The organism is Pseudomonas sp. SG20052 (assembly GCF_031766055.1).
In the GTDB taxonomy this organism is placed as follows: domain Bacteria; phylum Pseudomonadota; class Gammaproteobacteria; order Pseudomonadales; family Pseudomonadaceae; genus Aquipseudomonas; species Aquipseudomonas mandelii.
Genome location: NZ_CP134498.1, coordinates 3,882,179 through 3,898,386 on the forward strand (window position 1 = coordinate 3,882,179; position 16,208 = coordinate 3,898,386).

General features: G+C 59.7%; 14 protein-coding genes and 2 pseudogenes. 11 read left to right on the forward strand and 5 right to left on the reverse strand.

Annotation, left to right across the window (positions count from 1 at the left end):
• Nucleotides 1-68: 68 nt before the first annotated feature.
• The gene (locus tag RHP74_RS17765; protein WP_169858244.1) at nucleotides 69-596 is read right to left on the reverse strand and encodes a DUF3087 domain-containing protein; all 528 of its coding nucleotides are present in this window, start codon (nucleotides 594-596) and stop codon (nucleotides 69-71) included.
• 226 nt (nucleotides 597-822) lie between these two features.
• Here RHP74_RS17765 and ppnN point away from each other — a divergent pair, with 226 nt between their 5' ends.
• Nucleotides 823-2,196, forward strand: coding sequence for a nucleotide 5'-monophosphate nucleosidase PpnN (ppnN, locus tag RHP74_RS17770; protein ID WP_010455076.1), 1,374 nt, complete (start codon nucleotides 823-825; stop codon nucleotides 2,194-2,196).
• A 177-nt stretch (nucleotides 2,197-2,373) separates the two neighbouring features.
• Here the strand turns inward: ppnN and RHP74_RS17775 are convergent, their stop codons facing one another.
• Nucleotides 2,374-2,550 (reverse strand): DUF2790 domain-containing protein, encoded by a 177-nt coding sequence (locus RHP74_RS17775; RefSeq protein WP_311095965.1) that lies wholly within the window; start codon nucleotides 2,548-2,550, stop codon nucleotides 2,374-2,376.
• Between the two features lie 191 nt (nucleotides 2,551-2,741).
• On the opposite strand from RHP74_RS17775, the gene RHP74_RS17780 reads away from it, so the two are divergent.
• From RHP74_RS17780 to RHP74_RS17800, 5 genes and pseudogenes are all read left to right on the forward strand, one after another.
• Nucleotides 2,742-3,482, forward strand: coding sequence for a response regulator (locus tag RHP74_RS17780; protein ID WP_077749277.1), 741 nt, complete (start codon nucleotides 2,742-2,744; stop codon nucleotides 3,480-3,482).
• Between the two features lie 22 nt (nucleotides 3,483-3,504).
• A pseudogene (locus RHP74_RS17785) lies at nucleotides 3,505-3,801 on the forward strand (two-component sensor histidine kinase); the annotation flags it as partial.
• Nucleotides 3,802-4,018: 217 nt separating this feature from the next.
• Nucleotides 4,019-4,444: a hypothetical protein gene (locus RHP74_RS17790; protein ID WP_077749279.1), complete on the forward strand. Its 426-nt coding sequence runs from the start codon at nucleotides 4,019-4,021 to the stop codon at nucleotides 4,442-4,444.
• A gap of 62 nt (nucleotides 4,445-4,506) precedes the next feature.
• Nucleotides 4,507-4,602, forward strand: a pseudogene (locus RHP74_RS17795) (ABC transporter substrate-binding protein); the annotation flags it as partial.
• A gap of 108 nt (nucleotides 4,603-4,710) precedes the next feature.
• Nucleotides 4,711-4,935, forward strand: a complete 225-nt coding sequence (locus RHP74_RS17800) for a hypothetical protein (RefSeq protein WP_010455083.1) — start codon at nucleotides 4,711-4,713, stop codon at nucleotides 4,933-4,935.
• Between the two features lie 152 nt (nucleotides 4,936-5,087).
• Here RHP74_RS17800 and RHP74_RS17805 read toward each other — a convergent pair whose 3' ends face one another.
• Both RHP74_RS17805 and RHP74_RS17810 read right to left on the reverse strand, forming a co-directional pair.
• A complete protein-coding gene (locus RHP74_RS17805; RefSeq protein WP_288115312.1) occupies nucleotides 5,088-6,371 on the reverse strand; it encodes a Zn-dependent hydrolase in 1,284 nt (427 codons plus the stop codon).
• 131 nt (nucleotides 6,372-6,502) lie between these two features.
• The gene (locus RHP74_RS17810) at nucleotides 6,503-7,987 is read right to left on the reverse strand and encodes an NCS1 family nucleobase:cation symporter-1 (protein WP_145310601.1); all 1,485 of its coding nucleotides are present in this window, start codon (nucleotides 7,985-7,987) and stop codon (nucleotides 6,503-6,505) included.
• 554 nt (nucleotides 7,988-8,541) lie between these two features.
• Here RHP74_RS17810 and hydA point away from each other — a divergent pair.
• The 3 genes from hydA to preA all read left to right on the forward strand — a co-directional run bounded on the left by hydA (nucleotide 8,542) and on the right by preA (nucleotide 12,781).
• On the forward strand, nucleotides 8,542-9,981 hold the full coding sequence (gene hydA / locus RHP74_RS17815; RefSeq protein WP_010455090.1) for a dihydropyrimidinase: 1,440 nt from the start codon (nucleotides 8,542-8,544) through the stop codon (nucleotides 9,979-9,981).
• Nucleotides 9,982-10,138: 157 nt separating this feature from the next.
• Nucleotides 10,139-11,506 carry an NAD(P)-dependent oxidoreductase gene (locus tag RHP74_RS17820; protein ID WP_288115311.1) on the forward strand — a complete coding sequence of 456 codons (1,368 nt, stop codon included), beginning with the start codon at nucleotides 10,139-10,141 and terminating at the stop codon, nucleotides 11,504-11,506.
• Nucleotides 11,507-12,781: an NAD-dependent dihydropyrimidine dehydrogenase subunit PreA gene (gene preA / locus RHP74_RS17825; RefSeq protein ID WP_010455094.1), complete on the forward strand. Its 1,275-nt coding sequence runs from the start codon at nucleotides 11,507-11,509 to the stop codon at nucleotides 12,779-12,781.
• Between the two features lie 147 nt (nucleotides 12,782-12,928).
• Here the strand turns inward: preA and RHP74_RS17830 are convergent, their stop codons facing one another.
• Nucleotides 12,929-13,549, reverse strand: a complete 621-nt coding sequence (locus tag RHP74_RS17830) for a TetR/AcrR family transcriptional regulator (protein ID WP_010455096.1) — start codon at nucleotides 13,547-13,549, stop codon at nucleotides 12,929-12,931.
• Between the two features lie 318 nt (nucleotides 13,550-13,867).
• On the opposite strand from RHP74_RS17830, the gene RHP74_RS17835 reads away from it, so the two are divergent.
• Both RHP74_RS17835 and RHP74_RS17840 read left to right on the forward strand, forming a co-directional pair.
• Nucleotides 13,868-15,163 (forward strand): OprD family porin, encoded by a 1,296-nt coding sequence (locus RHP74_RS17835; RefSeq protein ID WP_311095966.1) that lies wholly within the window; start codon nucleotides 13,868-13,870, stop codon nucleotides 15,161-15,163.
• Nucleotides 15,164-15,348: 185 nt separating this feature from the next.
• Nucleotides 15,349-16,167 (forward strand): NAD(P)-dependent oxidoreductase, encoded by an 819-nt coding sequence (locus RHP74_RS17840; RefSeq protein WP_010455099.1) that lies wholly within the window; start codon nucleotides 15,349-15,351, stop codon nucleotides 16,165-16,167.
• The last annotated feature ends 41 nt before the right edge of the window (nucleotides 16,168-16,208 follow it).

Sequence of the window (16,208 nt, forward strand, 5' to 3'; positions counted from 1 at the left end):
AAACAAGATAGGCGATTTGCTCGCGTTGTGACGGGTTTGTGTGGGGTGAGGATGCGACCCCACGGGATTTACTTCGGTGTCTGCTTCACCGCTTCAAGCCAGGCCGGGTTCAGTTGTGTCTGTTCGGTATCGAGGCCCAGCGCTTCCATCCGCGCCTTGTGTTGCTCCACTTCCCGGCTCAATTGCCCATGGTCGCTGGAGTTGCCGTCCAGTTCGTGCATCTGGCTCAAGCCCAGATGGTAGAAACGCAGCAGTTTCATGGCCGTCGGATCACCCGCCTCCACCGCCGCCGTCACTTGATGCATCACATTGGTGATGCTCATCAGGCTGCGCTTGAGCTGCCAGCCGTACACCGCCGGCGCCATCCAGGCCTGAGACCAGAACATGCCGCGCATCAGCGCCACCATCAGCAGCACCGCGACAAACACGCCGCCGACGTTAAATCGCAGATTGTCGCCCCCCGGCTCGCCAAACAACGCCACCGCCGCAGTGGACAGCACCATCGCCAGCGCCAGAAATATCAGCGCAATAATGACCGTGCTGCGCCGCGTCTGCTTTCGAAAGAGTTCGGCGTTCATCGGCTGGATTTCGAACATCGTGACGGGGTTCCTTGCATCAATGGTAAAAGGCTCGGTGAGCGAAAAGACTGCGGGGCATTATCGCCCCTGTGCAGGATTTAGCTATGCTGGGCGCCTCTTCATCTTTTCATCGTCAAACGGGGAACATGGCGATACAGCGCAGTTCGTGCCATCTTCTTTCTTGGATACACACTATTCGGATGCCATTTGCCTGTTTGAACGGCATCGTTTTAAGGATCATTGAATGACCCAACGACAAGTAATCAACGCCTCCGTCAGCCCTAAAGGCAGCCTGGAAACCCTTTCTCAACGTGAAGTACAGCAACTGAGCGAAGCCGGATCCGGCAGCACCTACACCTTATTCCGCCAGTGCGCCCTGGCCATCCTCAATACCGGCGCCCATGTTGATAACGCCAAGACCATCCTTGAAGCCTACAAAGATTTCGAAATCCGCATCCACCAGCAGGACCGCGGCGTCCGCCTGGAACTGCTGAATGCCCCCGCTGACGCCTTCGTCGACGGCGAAATGATCGCCAGCACCCGGGAAATGCTGTTCAGCGCCCTGCGTGACATCGTCTACACCGAAAACGAGCTCGACGCCCAGCGCATCGACCTGAGCACCTCCCAGGGCATCAGCGACTACGTCTTCCACCTGCTGCGCAACGCCCGCACCCTGCGCCCCGGTGTCGAGCCGAAGATCGTGGTGTGCTGGGGTGGCCACTCGATCAACACCGAAGAATACAAATACACCAAGAAAGTCGGCCATGAACTGGGCCTGCGCAGCCTCGACATCTGCACCGGTTGCGGCCCCGGCGTGATGAAAGGCCCGATGAAAGGCGCGACCATCGCCCACGCCAAGCAACGCATCCACGGTGGCCGCTACCTCGGTTTGACCGAGCCCGGCATCATCGCCGCCGAAGCGCCGAACCCGATCGTCAACGAACTGGTGATCCTGCCGGACATCGAGAAACGCCTGGAAGCCTTCGTGCGCGTGGGCCACGGCATCATCATTTTCCCGGGCGGCGCCGGCACAGCCGAAGAGTTCCTGTACCTGCTCGGCATCCTCATGCACCCGGACAACGCAGGCCTGCCCTTCCCTGTGGTGCTCACCGGGCCGAAACATGCGGCGCCGTATCTGGAGCAACTCGACGCGTTTGTCGGCGCAACGCTGGGTGACGCCGCGAAACAACACTACGAAATCATCATCGACGACCCGGCCGAAGTCGCGCGCCAGATGACCCAAGGCCTCAAAGCAGTCAAACAGTTCCGCCGCGAGCGCAATGACGCGTTCCATTTCAACTGGCTGCTGAAAATCGACGAAGGCTTCCAGCGCCCGTTCGACCCGACCCACGAAAACATGGCCAACCTCAAACTCAGCCGCGACCTGCCACCCCACGAACTGGCGGCCAACCTGCGCCGCGCGTTCTCCGGCATCGTCGCCGGCAACGTCAAGGACAAGGGCATCCGACTGATCGAAGAACACGGCCCTTACCAGATCCGTGGCGATGCGGCGGTCATGCATCCGCTTGATCAATTGCTCAAGGCCTTCGTTGCGCAGCACCGGATGAAACTGCCGGGTGGCGCGGCTTATGTTCCGTGTTATCAGGTGGTTGCATAACGAAGCTTATGTGAGCTGTAACATCGCGAGTCGGCCTTGTGGAAGCGAGGCTGCTCGCGATGAGGCCGGTACATCCAACTGTGCTGTTGCCTGTACGACCGCTATCGCGAGCAGGCTCGCTCCTACAGGTTGAACGGGCAAATCCGGGGAATCTGGTCGACCCGAAGGCCGCCAAGCTCAGCCGCCCTGATTGCCACACGCCGCAAAATTGCTGTAATCCAACACCTTCTGCGTACCGCTCGAATCCAGATACGTCATCCACGCATTCACAATCCCGCAATTTTCCCCGCCGTCTTCTACAGTGGAAATCACCTTCTTGATATCCCCATTTAAACGGCCGGAGGTATCTGCCATGTGTCGTAAAACCGGGACTATTAAGGCGTAAGGTGTCACACAGGGCAGCCGATACCCGCCCCTGAAAAAAACCGACTTGTATGCCCCTGTATCAAAGTCATCTCCAGATACAGTGAGATACAAAGGCCGGCAGGCAGGTGCGGCGTGGCTCCCTAGAATGCGCGACGTGCGAATAACAAGAGGTTTGAGCAATGGAACACGTGAACCACATCCTGATCGTCGATGACGATCGCGAGATCCGTGAACTGGTCGGTAATTACCTGAAAAAGAACGGCCTGCGCACCACTGTGGTTGCCGATGGCCGGCAGATGCGCAGCTTTCTTGAAACCAACACCGTAGACCTGATCGTGCTCGACATCATGATGCCCGGCGATGACGGCCTGCTGCTGTGCCGCGAACTGCGCTCAGGCAAACACAAAGCCACGCCGATCCTGATGCTCACCGCCCGCAACGACGAAACCGACCGCATCCTCGGCCTGGAAATGGGCGCGGACGATTACCTGACCAAACCGTTCTCCGCCCGCGAACTGCTGGCGCGGATCAACGCCGTACTGCGCCGCACCCGGATGCTGCCGCCCAACCTGCTCATCACCGAAAGCGGCCGGTTGCTGGGCTTCGGCCGCTGGCGCCTGGACACCACCGCCCGCCACTTGCTGGACGAAGACGACACGATGGTTGCACTCAGTGGCGCCGAGTACCGCTTGCTCCGGGTATTTCTCGATCACCCGCAGCGCGTGCTCAGTCGCGACCAGTTGCTCAACCTCACCCAGGGCCGCGACGCCGACCTGTTCGACCGCTCCATCGACTTGCTGGTGAGCCGCCTGCGCCAACGGCTGATGGATGACTCCCGGGAGTCGACCTACATCAAAACCGTGCGCAGCGAAGGCTACGTGTTCTCCTATCCCGTGGAATTGCTCGGCGCCGAATCATGAAACGCTACCTGTATTGGCCACGGACGCTGTCGGTGCGCAAGATGCCTTGGCGTTTACTCGCATCCAAGGTGCGCAACAGCATTTCCAGGCACACCTGAAACTCGCCGACGGCAGCCCGCTGACCATCGACGTCCGGCCATCGGTGATGCCGTTGTCCTCGTGGCTGCCGATGGTGCTGCTGGTGCAACTGACCCTTTTATTGATCCTCGCCCAGGCAGTGGACACCTAGGATCCGAACACCCACGCGGTGCATCTGGACGAAAAAGGCCCGACCGAAGTCGCCCATGCCGCCAAGGCGTTCAACGCCATGCGAAGGCGGCGGCCTGTGCGCCGAGCTCACCCTCGCGGCACAACCCTTGTAGCAACTCTGAGGCAAGGGTTTTGTATCCGTGTGTATAAGAACCCCGAACGGATACGTATAAGCCGATTTCAGCGCGTTCAAGCACACATCACCGATACACCCGGGCGTTTAACTGTGTTCACCGGATAGCAGCAGCTACCGACCCACACACATTCAAGCGCACGGAGAATCACCCATGTTCAATTTCTCGAAAGTCTCGTCCCTGGTACTCGGTCTGGCATTGGTTGGCGGCCTCGGCCTGTCGAACCTGGCGTCGGCCAATACCGTCAGCGCTGCGTCCCACAGCCAGATCCAGCAACTGTTGGTGGAAGGTGGCTCGGACCGGTTGCAACAGAATCGCGTCGCTGAATATGGCTCTGAAAACCTGCAAAACAACCGTGTTGCTGAAGGTGGCTCCGATCGCCTGATCGAGAACCGCGTTGCCGAAGGCGGCGCTGATCGCCTGCAAGAGCTTCGTGAGCGTGTGGCTGAAGGTGGCGCGGATCGCCTGCAAGAACTGCGCGAACGTGTCGCGTCGATCAGCCCGAAGAATGCCGTACAAGGGGGTGTTGTCGTCGCGGAGAATCGCCCTGAGTTCGGTTCCAAATATCAGCGTTACTGATCAAACTCTGCAAACCGCCAGAGATCAATTGTGGAAGCGAGCCGGCCCCGGGCGGCGTGGTGGTGGCGCGCTGGCAACAGGCGCTGGATGAAATGAGACGCGACGGACGTCTCGAACGACTCAGGCAGCGTTGGCCCAGCGACACCACCCCCCGCTGACAGTGGATCAACGCGCTCGATATCAACTATGCGCAAGGGTGTTTTCTCATCGCGACGCTCCAGCACTACAGTGGCCACATCTTCTCCCCACTCTACTGGAGCAACATCATGAAAAGCATCATTGGTCTTGGTTTCGCCCTGTCGGTTCTTGGCGCAACATCCGCCATCGCCGCCCCACATGCCACCTCGCAAGTCGTTGCGGCAGCCAAAGTCAGCCAACCGGCAACATTGAACGTGAACACTGTCGGCGTTGATCACAAAGACAGTCAGGCCAGCAAACTCTACGTCGCGGAAAACCGCCCTGAGTTTGGTTCGAAGTATCAGCGCTATTGATTAACGGCTTTGGGCCGTTTGAAACAGGAAACCCCGGGTAGATCCGATCTACCCGGGGTTTCTCGTATCCGGGCAGGCGTGTAACCGAATCACTGTAGATCGTAGGCTCCAGCGGCGCAGGCGCTGCCAAAGTCTACGATCATGTTCGCGTTTCAGGCCGCCATCTGGCCGCTGGCAATCGCCGCCGACGCGGCCAGCATCGCCCGCAACAACACCGCACACCCTGCCGCCAGATCATCCGGCGCGGCATTTTCGATTTCGTTGTGGCTGATGCCGCCTTCGCACGGCACGAAGATCATCCCGGCCGGGCCGAGTTCAGCGAGGAAGATCGCGTCGTGCCCTGCTCCGCTGACGATGTCCATGTGCGACAGCCCCAGACCTTGCGCAGCCCCGCGTACCGCTTCGACGCAACCCTTGTCGAAGTAGAGCGGCGGGAAGTCGGCGGTGGGTGTCAGTTCGAAGGTCAGGCCGTGCTCCTCGCAGGTGGTTTCGATGACTTCACGGACTTCGGCGATCATCGAGTCCAGGCGCGCCGGTTCCAGATGACGGAAATCCAGGGTCATGCGCACTTCGCCGGGGATGACATTGCGTGAGCCGGGATAGGCTTGCAGGCATCCGACGGTGCCGCAGGCATGAGGTTGATGGCCGAGAGCGGCGCGATTCACTGCGCCGACAATCACGGCAGCGCCGACCAAGGCGTCCTTGCGCAGGTGCATCGGCGTCGGGCCGGCGTGGGCTTCAACGCCGCGCAGTTTCAGGTCGAACCATTTCTGGCCGAGGGCGCCCATGACGATGCCGATGGTTTTGTGTTCGTCTTCGAGGATCGGGCCTTGCTCGATGTGCGCCTCGAAATAGGCACCGACGGCATGGCCGCTGACCGTGCGTGGGCCGGCGTAACCAATGGCATTCAACGCTTCGCCAACGGTGACGCCATCGGCATCGACCTTGGCCAGGGTTTCTTCGAGGGTGAATTTTTCCGCGAACACGCCGGAGCCCATCATGCACGGGGCGAAGCGCGACCCCTCTTCGTTGGTCCAGACCACCACTTCCAGCGGCGCCTCGGTTTCAACGCCGAGGTCGTTGAGGGTACGCAGCACCTCGACGCCGGCCAGCACACCGAAGCAGCCATCGAACTTGCCGCCCGTGGGTTGGGTGTCGATGTGGCTGCCGGTCATCACCGGGGGCAGGTTCGGGTTGCGGCCAGGGCGGCGGGCGAAGATGTTGCCGACGGCGTCGACGCTGACGGTGCAACCGGCGTCTTCACACCAGTTGACGAAAATGTCCCGGGCCTGGCGGTCGAGGTCGGTCAGGGCGAGGCGACAGACGCCACCCTTGACCGTGGCGCCGAGTTTGGCCAGGTCCATGAGCGACTGCCACAGGCGGTCGCGGTTGATGTGCTGATGGGTGGACTGCAGAACGTCTACAGCAGCGTTCATGGTGATCTCCTCAGGCAGTTCTTATGAATATTTGTTTGGTGTTTTTGAGGCCGTCTTCGCGAGCAAGCTTCGCTCCTAAAAGGAATACGCGAACCTGTAGGAGCGAGGCTTGCCCGCGAAGAGGCCAGTGCTCACACCGCAGATTTCGCGATTGACGCGCTAGGCCGCATTGAGCACAACCCGTAATAAATCAGCCCCCCCAGCGCCGAGCCGGTAAACCAGCCATAACTGTAGAACCAGCTGAACGCATCGCTGCCCAGGGACAGCAGCGTCAACGCCACCGGCACGCCAAAGGCGATAAACCCGAACCAGTTCCACGCCGGGTACACGTCATCGCGATACAGACCGGCCAGGTCCAGTTGCTGTTTCTTGATCAGGAAATAGTCCACCACCATGATCCCGGCGATCGGCCCCAACAGGCTCGAATAGCCCAGCAACCAATTGGAGTAAACCGTCTCCAGGCTCAGATCCGAAACGATCAATCCAAGCTTCTTCAACAGCTCATGGGCCATCAGCGCCAGGCCGACCAGGCCAGTGAGGATCACCGCCTTCGTGCGGTTGATGAGCTTGGGCGCGACGTTCTGGAAATCGTTGGTCGGCGACACGATGTTGGCCGCCGTGTTGGTGGACAACGTGGCAATGATGATCAGCGCCATGGCCACCGCGACCCAGACCGGGCTCTGAATGTGACCGATCAGGGTGACCGGATCGGAGACGCTGACGCCCACCAGTTTGACCGAGGCCGCCGTCATTACCACGCCCAGCGAGGCGAACAGGAACATGGTCAGGGGCAGTCCGATGATTTGCCCGACGATCTGGTCCTTCTGGCTTTTCGCATAACGACTGAAGTCCGGAATGTTCAGGGACAACGTGGCCCAGAACCCGACCATCGCGGTCAGCCCGGCGGCAAAGTAACTGACCACGCTGGCGCCTTCCGGGCGCTTGGGCGGGATCGCCATCAGTTCGGTCATCGACACGTTCGGCATGGCCCACACCAGCAGGCCTGCACCCACCAGCACCAACAGCGGTGCGGAGAGGGTTTCCAGCCATTTGATCGAGTCCGCACCGCGAATCACCACCCACAGGTTCAAGGCCCAGAACACCATGAAGCCAATTACCTCGCCGGTGCCGCCGAGGGCTTTCCAGCCGTCGAACACCGAGCCGAGAAACAGGTGAATGGCCAGTCCGCCAAACATGGTCTGAATGCCGAACCAGCCGCACGCCACCAGCGCCCGAATCAGGCAAGGAACGTTGGAGCCGAGGATGCCGAAGGACGAACGCAGCAGCACCGGAAACGGAATGCCGTACTTGGTACCGGGGAAAGCGTTCAGGGTCAGCGGGATCAATACGATGATATTGGCGAACAGAATCGCCAGCAGTGCTTCGCCGACGCTCAGACCGAAATAAGCGGTGAGTACGCCGCCGAGGGTGTAGGTCGGCACGCAGATCGCCATGCCAACCCACAGGGCGGTAATGTGCCATTTGTTCCAGGTTCGTTCACGCACCTTGGTCGGTGCCATGTCGTGGTTGTAACGGGGACTGTCGAGGACGTCGCTGCCGGCTTCGAGCTCAAACAAGCCGTCGCGCTCGGTCACTTGCGATCTGATCTGTTGCATGGCCGCTCCACTGTTCTTTGAATTATTTTTTGCTCATCAGGGGCTGTTGGCATCAATAAGCGTGCCGGGCACCCCGTTTGCGCATCGGGCAGTTCCACAAAAACTTCGCAACCAACTGATGTTTATCAGTTTTTATATACCGTCCAAATAGTCCCTCGGTTACTTGCCTGTTCACTCAGGCCGAATGCCGGGCAAGTTGTCCGAACCGTCAGGGCTCAATCTGGTGCATGGGTCTTTTTTTTCAAAGTTGCGCATCAACCATAGACCATCCTCAAGCAGCTGATTTCACATAAGAAATCTCGTTCATTTTGAGAACCTGTCAAGTGCGTCAAAATGGTTCAGGACCACACCATTTTGGTGATTTCACAATTTAATCGTTATTTATCAATATGTTAAAACAGCAATAAGCTTATAAAAAATATTCTTGCTCATTCCATAAACTCAGACTAGTTTCTATTCCTGACAGCGCTGACAGGAATACACCTGTTTGCGCCGGCTTCATATAAAACATTTAGAACCGACATAAGTCGGTCATTGCCTGCGAGGAACTCGGAATGTCTCTGTTGATCCGTGGCGCCACCGTTATTACCCATGATGAAAGTTATCGCGCCGACGTCTATTGCGCCGACGGCGTGATAAAAGCCATCGGCGACAATCTTGATGTTCCGGCCGGCGCCGAAGTGCTCGACGGCAGTGGCCAATACCTGATGCCCGGCGGCATCGACCCGCACACGCACATGCAACTGCCCTTCATGGGCACCGTGGCCAGTGAAGACTTTTTCAGTGGCACTGCGGCAGGCCTTGCCGGTGGCACCACGTCGATTATCGACTTCGTGATTCCCAACCCACAGCAATCCTTGATGGAGGCGTTTCATCAGTGGCGCGGCTGGGCCGAGAAGTCGGCGTCGGATTACGGTTTCCATGTCGCCATTACCTGGTGGAGCGAACAGGTGCGCGAGGAAATGGCGGAGCTGGTCAGCCAGCACGGGGTCAACAGCTTCAAGCATTTCATGGCGTACAAGAACGCGATCATGGCCGCCGACGACACCCTGGTAGCGAGTTTCGAGCGCTGCCTGGAGTTGGGCGCGGTTCCGACCGTGCATGCGGAAAACGGTGAGCTGGTCTATCACCTGCAACGCAAGTTGATGGCCCAGGGCATCACCGGTCCCGAAGCGCATCCACTGTCGCGACCTTCTCAAGTGGAAGGCGAAGCCGCGAGCAGGGCAATCCGCATTGCTGAAACCCTGGGCACGCCGCTGTACCTGGTGCATGTCTCGACCAAGGAAGCGCTGGACGAAATCACCTACGCCCGCAGCAAGGGCCAGCAGGTCTACGGCGAAGTGTTGGCCGGGCATCTGCTGCTGGACGACAGCGTCTACCAACACCCGGACTGGCAGACCGCCGCCGGTTACGTGATGAGCCCGCCCTTCCGTCCTCGCGGCCACCAGGAAGCGCTTTGGCACGGTTTGCAATCAGGCAACCTGCACACCACCGCCACGGACCACTGCTGCTTCTGTGCCGAACAAAAAGCCGCCGGGCGAGATGACTTCAGCAAAATCCCCAATGGCACTGCCGGTATCGAAGACCGCATGGCTGTGCTCTGGGATGAAGGGGTCAACACCGGCCGTTTGTCGATGCAGCACTTCGTGGCGCTGACCTCCACCAACACCGCGAAGATCTTCAACCTCTACCCGCGTAAAGGTGCGATCCGCGTGGGCGCTGATGCGGACCTGGTGCTGTGGGATCCGGAGGGCACGCGGACCATTTCGGCGAAGACTCACCACCAGCAGGTCGACTTCAACATCTTCGAAGGCAAGACCGTGCGCGGTGTGCCGAGCCATACCGTGAGCCAGGGCCGAGTGGTGTGGGCCGATGGTGATCTGCGCGCTGAGCGTGGTGCCGGGCGGTATGTCGAACGGCCGGCGTATCCGGCGGTGTTTGACTTGCTGAGCAAGCGGGCTGAGCAGAATAAGCCGACTGCCGTGAAACGCTGAAAATCCAGGCCTTCGGCCTTCGCGGGCAAGCCTCGCTCCTACAGTGGCACGCATTCCAAAAAACAGGAGCGAGGCTAGCCCGCAAAGAGGCCGGCAACGACAACACAAAACCAATGCCCATCAGAGGCAGTACCTCAATAACCGTGAGGCCAACACCGTGATCAAGTCCCTGAACCACCTCCCGCATCCCTATGAGAATGCGGCCGCCCTCGCCGGCCACTTCACCGACCTGGCACCGCCACTCAACGACCGTCAGGCGCATCTGGAAGCTTCGCGCTGCCTGTATTGCTACGACGCGCCGTGCGTGAATGCCTGCCCGAGCGAGATCGATATCCCGTCATTCATCCGCAACATCCATCAGGACAACGTCCAGGGCGCCGCGCAGAAAATCCTCTCGGCGAACATCCTCGGCGGCAGCTGCGCACGGGTGTGCCCGACGGAAATCCTCTGCCAGCAAGCCTGCGTGCGCAACAACGACCACGAGTGCGCACCGGTATTGATCGGCCTGTTGCAACGTTACGCCGTCGACAACGCGCACTTCAGCGAACACCCCTTCCAGCGCGCCGCCACCACCGGCAAACGCATCGCTGTGGTCGGTGCCGGCCCGGCCGGGTTGTCCTGCGCTCACCGCAGTGCGATGCATGGCCACGACGTGGTGATTTTCGAAGCACGGGAAAAGGCTGGCGGCCTCAACGAATACGGGATCGCCAAGTACAAACTGGTGGATGACTATGCGCAGAAGGAGCTTGAGTTCCTGCTGCAGATTGGCGGCATCGAAATCCGTCACGGCCAGAAACTCGGCGAAAACCTGACCCTCAGCGAACTGCATCAGCAATTCGACGCGGTGTTCCTTGGCCTCGGCCTCGCCGCCAGCAAGCAACTCGGCTTGCCTCACGAAGACGCCCCCGGCCTGCTCGCTGCCACCGATTACATCCGCGAACTGCGTCAGGCCGATGACCTGAGTCAACTGCCGCTGGCCGATCATTGCATCGTCCTCGGCGCCGGCAATACCGCCATCGACATGGCCGTGCAAATGGCCCGCCTCGGCGCTCACGACGTGAATCTGGTGTACCGCCGTGGTGTCGAGGAAATGGGCGCCACCGGTCACGAGCAGGACATCGCCAAGGCCAATCAGGTGCGCTTATTGACGTGGGCGCAACCCGAAGAAGTGCTGCTCGATGACCAAGGCAACGTGCGCGGCATGCGCTTCGCCCGCACGCACCTGGTGGACGGTCGTCTGCAAACCACCGGCGAAACCTTCGAGCTGGCCGCCGACGCGATCTTCAAAGCCATCGGCCAGGCCTTCGACGCCAGCGCCCTCGCCGATCCGCTGGCACGCGAACTCAAACGCCAGGGTGAGCGAATCCAGGTCGATGAACAGCTGCGTACCAGCATTCCCGGCGTGTATGCCGGTGGCGACTGCACCAGCCTCGATCAGGACCTCACCGTGCAAGCCGTGCAGCATGGCAAACGGGCGGCCGAGGCCATCAACGCTCAACTGATGCTCAACGTGGAGGCTGCGTAAATGGCCGATCTTTCGATTGTCTTCGCCGGCATCAAATCGCCGAATCCGTTCTGGCTGGCCTCCGCGCCGCCGACCGACAAGGCCTACAACGTGGTTCGTGCCTTTGAGGCTGGCTGGGGCGGCGTGGTCTGGAAAACCCTGGGTGAAGACCCGGCAGCGGTGAACGTGTCGTCGCGTTACTCCGCGCTCTTCGGTGCCAACCGTGAAGTGGTGGGCTTCAACAATATCGAGCTGATCACCGACCGCTCGCTGGAGATCAACCTGCGGGAAATCACCCAGGTCAAAAAGGACTGGCCGGACCGCGCGCTGATCGTGTCGCTGATGGTGCCCTGCGTCGAAGAGTCGTGGAAGTTCATCCTGCCGCTGGTGGAAGCCACCGGCGCCGACGGCATCGAATTGAACTTCGGTTGTCCCCACGGCATGCCGGAACGCGGCATGGGCGCGGCGGTCGGCCAGGTGCCGGAGTACGTCGAGCAGGTCACCCGTTGGTGCAAGACCTATTGCTCGCTGCCGGTGATCGTCAAGCTCACGCCGAACATCACCGACATCCGCGTCGCCGCCCGTGCGGCCCATCGCGGCGGGGCCGATGCGGTGTCGCTGATCAACACCATCAACTCGATCACCAGCGTCAATCTGGAGCGCATGGTCGCCAATCCCGCCGTGGGCAGCCAAAGCACCCACGGTGGTTATTGCGGTTCGGCTGTGAAGCCGATTGCGCTGAACATGGTCGCCGAAATCGCTCGTGATCCACAGACTCAGGGTTTGCCGATCTCCGGCATTGGCGGCATTGGCAGCTGGCGTGATGCCGCGGAATTCATCGCCCTGGGCAGCGGCTCGGTCCAGGTGTGCACCGCGGCGATGCTGCATGGCTTCCGGATTGTCGAGGAGATGAAGGACGGTCTGTCACGCTGGATGGACAGTCAGGGTTACGCCAGCATCCCGGAGTTTTCCGGTCGCGCAGTGGGCAATACCACGGACTGGAAGTACCTGGACATCAACTATCAAGTGATTGCGAAGATTGATCAGGACGCGTGCATTGGCTGCGGACGCTGCCACATTGCTTGCGAAGATACCTCGCACCAGGCGGTGGCCAGTTTGAAGCAAGCGGACGGAACGCATAAGTATGAAGTGATTGATGATGAGTGCGTCGGCTGCAACCTGTGCCAGATCACCTGCCCGGTGGAGGATTGCATCGAGATGGTGCCGATGGAGAACGGCAAGCCGTTTCTGGATTGGAATCATGACCCACGAAATCCCTACCATGTTGCCGTTTGAGATCTGCGTCGCCTGAGCCTTCGCCTGCGTCTTCGCGGGCAAGCCTCGCTCCTACAGGGCCAGCGTCGATTAATTAATCGTGGATCGACACAAAACCTGTAGGAGCGAGGCTTGCCCGCGAAGAGGCTGTCAGCTGCACCGCAAACCTCAAGGCTCCAACCCGATCCCCCGCAAAATCACACTCGTCACCGTCTGCACCGCCCGTTCGAACTGCATGTCCGACAGCGGCTGATGGTCGTTGAGGATATTCACCTGATGATCAAAGTCCGCGTAATGCTGGGTCGACGCCCAGATCATGTACAGCAGGCTTGAAGGCTCCACCGGCAGGATGCGTTTATCGTCCACCCACTGGCGGATTTTCGCTTCTTTCATCTTGGCCCAGTCGTACAGGCTCGCGTCCAGCGCTACGCCGAGGGTGGGGGCGCCGTGGATGATTTCATTGGCCCAGACTTTCGACCCATAAGGCCGGCTGCGCGAGTGGTTCATCTTGGCGCGGATGTAGCTGCTGAGCACTACGCGCGGATCATCGAACATCTCGAAGCACAGCGCGTCCTGCTTCCACACTTCCAGCAACCCCAACAGCACGGCGCTGTACAGCTCGCTTTTGGTGCTGAAGTAGTAATGCAGGTTGGAGCGCGGCAGTTGCACTTCGGCGGCAATGTCGGCCATGGCGGTGCCGCCGAAGCCTTTTTCGGCGAAGACCTTTTCGGCCCCCAGCAAAATCTTCTCGACGTTACTGCGACGAATCTCGATCTTGTGATTGCCCATGAGGGCTCCCTGACAACAGCGTTGGCCAAGACTAGCATCCGCTCTACCTCGCGGCGACAAGGGAAAAACGAAACTTCACTCGCAGGTAAACTGGCGCTCCTTTCGACCGGCCTCCGAGGCAGCGGCGGTGCCTCCTCGGCTCCTTGCCCCCGATAATCGTGAGCCGAACCGGATCCCACAGGGATTCGAGCACACCGGCGCAAGTCATCGTATAACTTCTGATTGACAATCCCTGAACGCCCCGCAAATAATCGCCCCAATGTTGTACGACGACGTATGACAAAAAATAAAAACAACAAGAAACAAGGGAGCGTCACTGTGAGCAAACTCGTCCGCAATTCCTTCGCCAGCACCCCTCGCCCGACCTTTGTATGCCGCACCACCCTGAGCCTGATCGGTTGCAGCGGCCTGGCCTTCGCCTTGCCGATGACCAGCTATGCAGAAGGTTTCGTTGATGACGCCAAAGCCACGTTGAACCTGCGTAACGCCTACATCAATCGCAATTACACCAACCCGGCCTATCCCCAGGGCAAGGCTGAGGAATGGACGCAAAACTTCATCCTCGACGCCAGGTCCGGATTCACCCCGGGCCCGGTCGGTTTCGGTGTGGATGTGCTGGGCTTGTACTCGCAAAAACTCGACGGAGGCAAAGGCACAGGCGGTACCCAGCTGCTGCCGATCCACGACGATGGCCGCCCGGCCGACAATTTCGGCCGCATGGGCGTGGCCCTCAAAGGCAAAATCTCCAAAACCGAAGTGAAGGTCGGGGAATGGATGCCGGTGCTGCCGATCCTGCGCTCCGACGACGGCCGCTCGCTGCCGCAAACCTTCCGTGGCGGCCAGGTGACGTCCACCGAGATCAGCGGCCTGACGCTCTACGGCGGCCAGTTCCGCCAGAACAGCCCGCGCAACGATGCGAGCATGGAAGACATGTCCATGAACACCAAGGCCGCGTTCACCTCGGACCGCTTCAACTTCGGCGGCGGCGAATACGCGTTCAACGACAAGCGCACCCAGGTCGGCGTCTGGTACTCGGAACTCAGCGACATTTACCAGCAGCAATATTTCAACCTGAGCCACAGCCAGCCCATCGGCGACTGGACCCTGGGCGCCAACCTCGGTTACTTCATCGGCAAGGAAGACGGCAGCGCTTTCGCTGGCGACCTCGACAACAAAACCGCATTCGCCATGCTCTCGGCCAAATATGGCGGCAACACCTTCTACGTCGGCCTGCAAAAACTCAGCGGCGACGATGTCTGGATGCGGGTCAACGGCACCAGCGGCGGCACCCTGGCCAACGACAGCTACAACTCAAGCTACGACAACGCCAAGGAAAAATCCTGGCAGATGCGTCACGACTATAACTTCGTCGCCCTCGGCGTCCCTGGCCTGACGATGATGAACCGCTACATCAGCGGCGATAACGTGCACACCGGGACGATCACCGATGGCAAGGAGTGGGGCCGCGAGTCGGAACTGGCCTACACCGTGCAAAGCGGCCCGCTGAAGAACCTCAACGTCAAATGGCGCAACGCGACCATCCGCAAGAGCTTCAGCACCAACGAATTCGATGAAAACCGCATTTTCATCAGCTACCCGATTTCGTTGCTGTAAGGCAGACATCCCTTGCGGGCTCACATCAATCCTGTGGTCAGAAGATCCTCTTATCACAGGGATGTGTGAAATGACCCTCCGTCATTTTCAACCAAAGTCGCGTTGACAAGACTCGGAAAGCCTTACGATACTTCAACAAAGTCATACGACAACCTACAACAATAATAGCGCCCCAAGGGACTCCCATGACCACCACTTCTACAGCCCCTTTCAATCGCCTGTTGCTGACCGGTGCCGCCGGTGGCCTCGGTAAAGTGCTACGCGAAAGCCTGCGCCCTTATGCCAATGTCATTCGCCTGTCGGACATCGCCGACATGTCCCCCGCCACCGATGACCGCGAAGAAGTCGTCAAATGCGACCTGGCGGACAAGCAGGCCGTCCACCAACTGGTCGAAGGGGTGGACGCGATCCTGCACTTTGGCGGCGTCTCGACGGAGCACTCGTTTGAAGAGATCCTCGGTGCCAACATCTGTGGGGTCTTCCACATCTACGAGGCCGCACGCCGCCATGGCGTGAAACGGGTGATTTTCGCCAGTTCCAACCACGTCATCGGCTTCTACAAGCAAGGCGAAATCATCGACGCCCACTGCCCTCGCCGCCCGGACAGCTATTACGGCTTGTCCAAGTCCTACGGCGAAGACATGGCCAGTTTCTATTTCGATCGCTACGGCATCGAGACCGTCAGCATCCGCATCGGCTCCTCGTTCCCGGAACCGCAGAACCGCCGAATGATGAGCACCTGGCTGAGTTTCGGCGACCTGACCCACTTGCTCGAACGCGCGCTGTACGCGCCGAACGTCGGGCACACCGTGGTGTACGGCATGTCCGACAACAAGAACGTCTGGTGGGACAACCGTTTCGCGACCGCCTTGGGCTATGCACCGCAGGACAGCTCTGAAGTGTTCCGCGAAAAAGTCGAAGCGCAGCCGATGCCTGCGGCGGACGACCCGGGCATGGTTTACCAGGGTGGCGCGTTTGTGGCGTCCGGCCCGTTCGGTGATTGAAGCCGCTGACTTCACTTGATCCCCACAACAAAAATCCAAGG

What these genes read in the sequence shown, in the direction of transcription:
- RHP74_RS17790 (WP_077749279.1), top strand. Translation starts at nt 4,019, where the DNA reads ATGTTCAATTTCTCGAAAGTCTCGTCCCTGGTACTCGGTCTGGCATTG.
- ppnN (WP_010455076.1), top strand. Translation starts at nt 823, where the DNA reads ATGACCCAACGACAAGTAATCAACGCCTCCGTCAGCCCTAAAGGCAGC.
- RHP74_RS17810 (WP_145310601.1), bottom strand. Translation starts at nt 7,987, where the DNA reads ATGCAACAGATCAGATCGCAAGTGACCGAGCGCGACGGCTTGTTTGAG.
- RHP74_RS17780 (WP_077749277.1), top strand. Translation starts at nt 2,742, where the DNA reads ATGGAACACGTGAACCACATCCTGATCGTCGATGACGATCGCGAGATC.
- RHP74_RS17765 (WP_169858244.1), bottom strand. Translation starts at nt 596, where the DNA reads ATGTTCGAAATCCAGCCGATGAACGCCGAACTCTTTCGAAAGCAGACG.
- RHP74_RS17830 (WP_010455096.1), bottom strand. Translation starts at nt 13,549, where the DNA reads ATGGGCAATCACAAGATCGAGATTCGTCGCAGTAACGTCGAGAAGATT.
- RHP74_RS17805 (WP_288115312.1), bottom strand. Translation starts at nt 6,371, where the DNA reads ATGAACGCTGCTGTAGACGTTCTGCAGTCCACCCATCAGCACATCAAC.
- preA (WP_010455094.1), top strand. Translation starts at nt 11,507, where the DNA reads ATGGCCGATCTTTCGATTGTCTTCGCCGGCATCAAATCGCCGAATCCG.
- RHP74_RS17775 (WP_311095965.1), bottom strand. Translation starts at nt 2,550, where the DNA reads ATGGCAGATACCTCCGGCCGTTTAAATGGGGATATCAAGAAGGTGATT.
- hydA (WP_010455090.1), top strand. Translation starts at nt 8,542, where the DNA reads ATGTCTCTGTTGATCCGTGGCGCCACCGTTATTACCCATGATGAAAGT.
- RHP74_RS17800 (WP_010455083.1), top strand. Translation starts at nt 4,711, where the DNA reads ATGAAAAGCATCATTGGTCTTGGTTTCGCCCTGTCGGTTCTTGGCGCA.
- RHP74_RS17840 (WP_010455099.1), top strand. Translation starts at nt 15,349, where the DNA reads ATGACCACCACTTCTACAGCCCCTTTCAATCGCCTGTTGCTGACCGGT.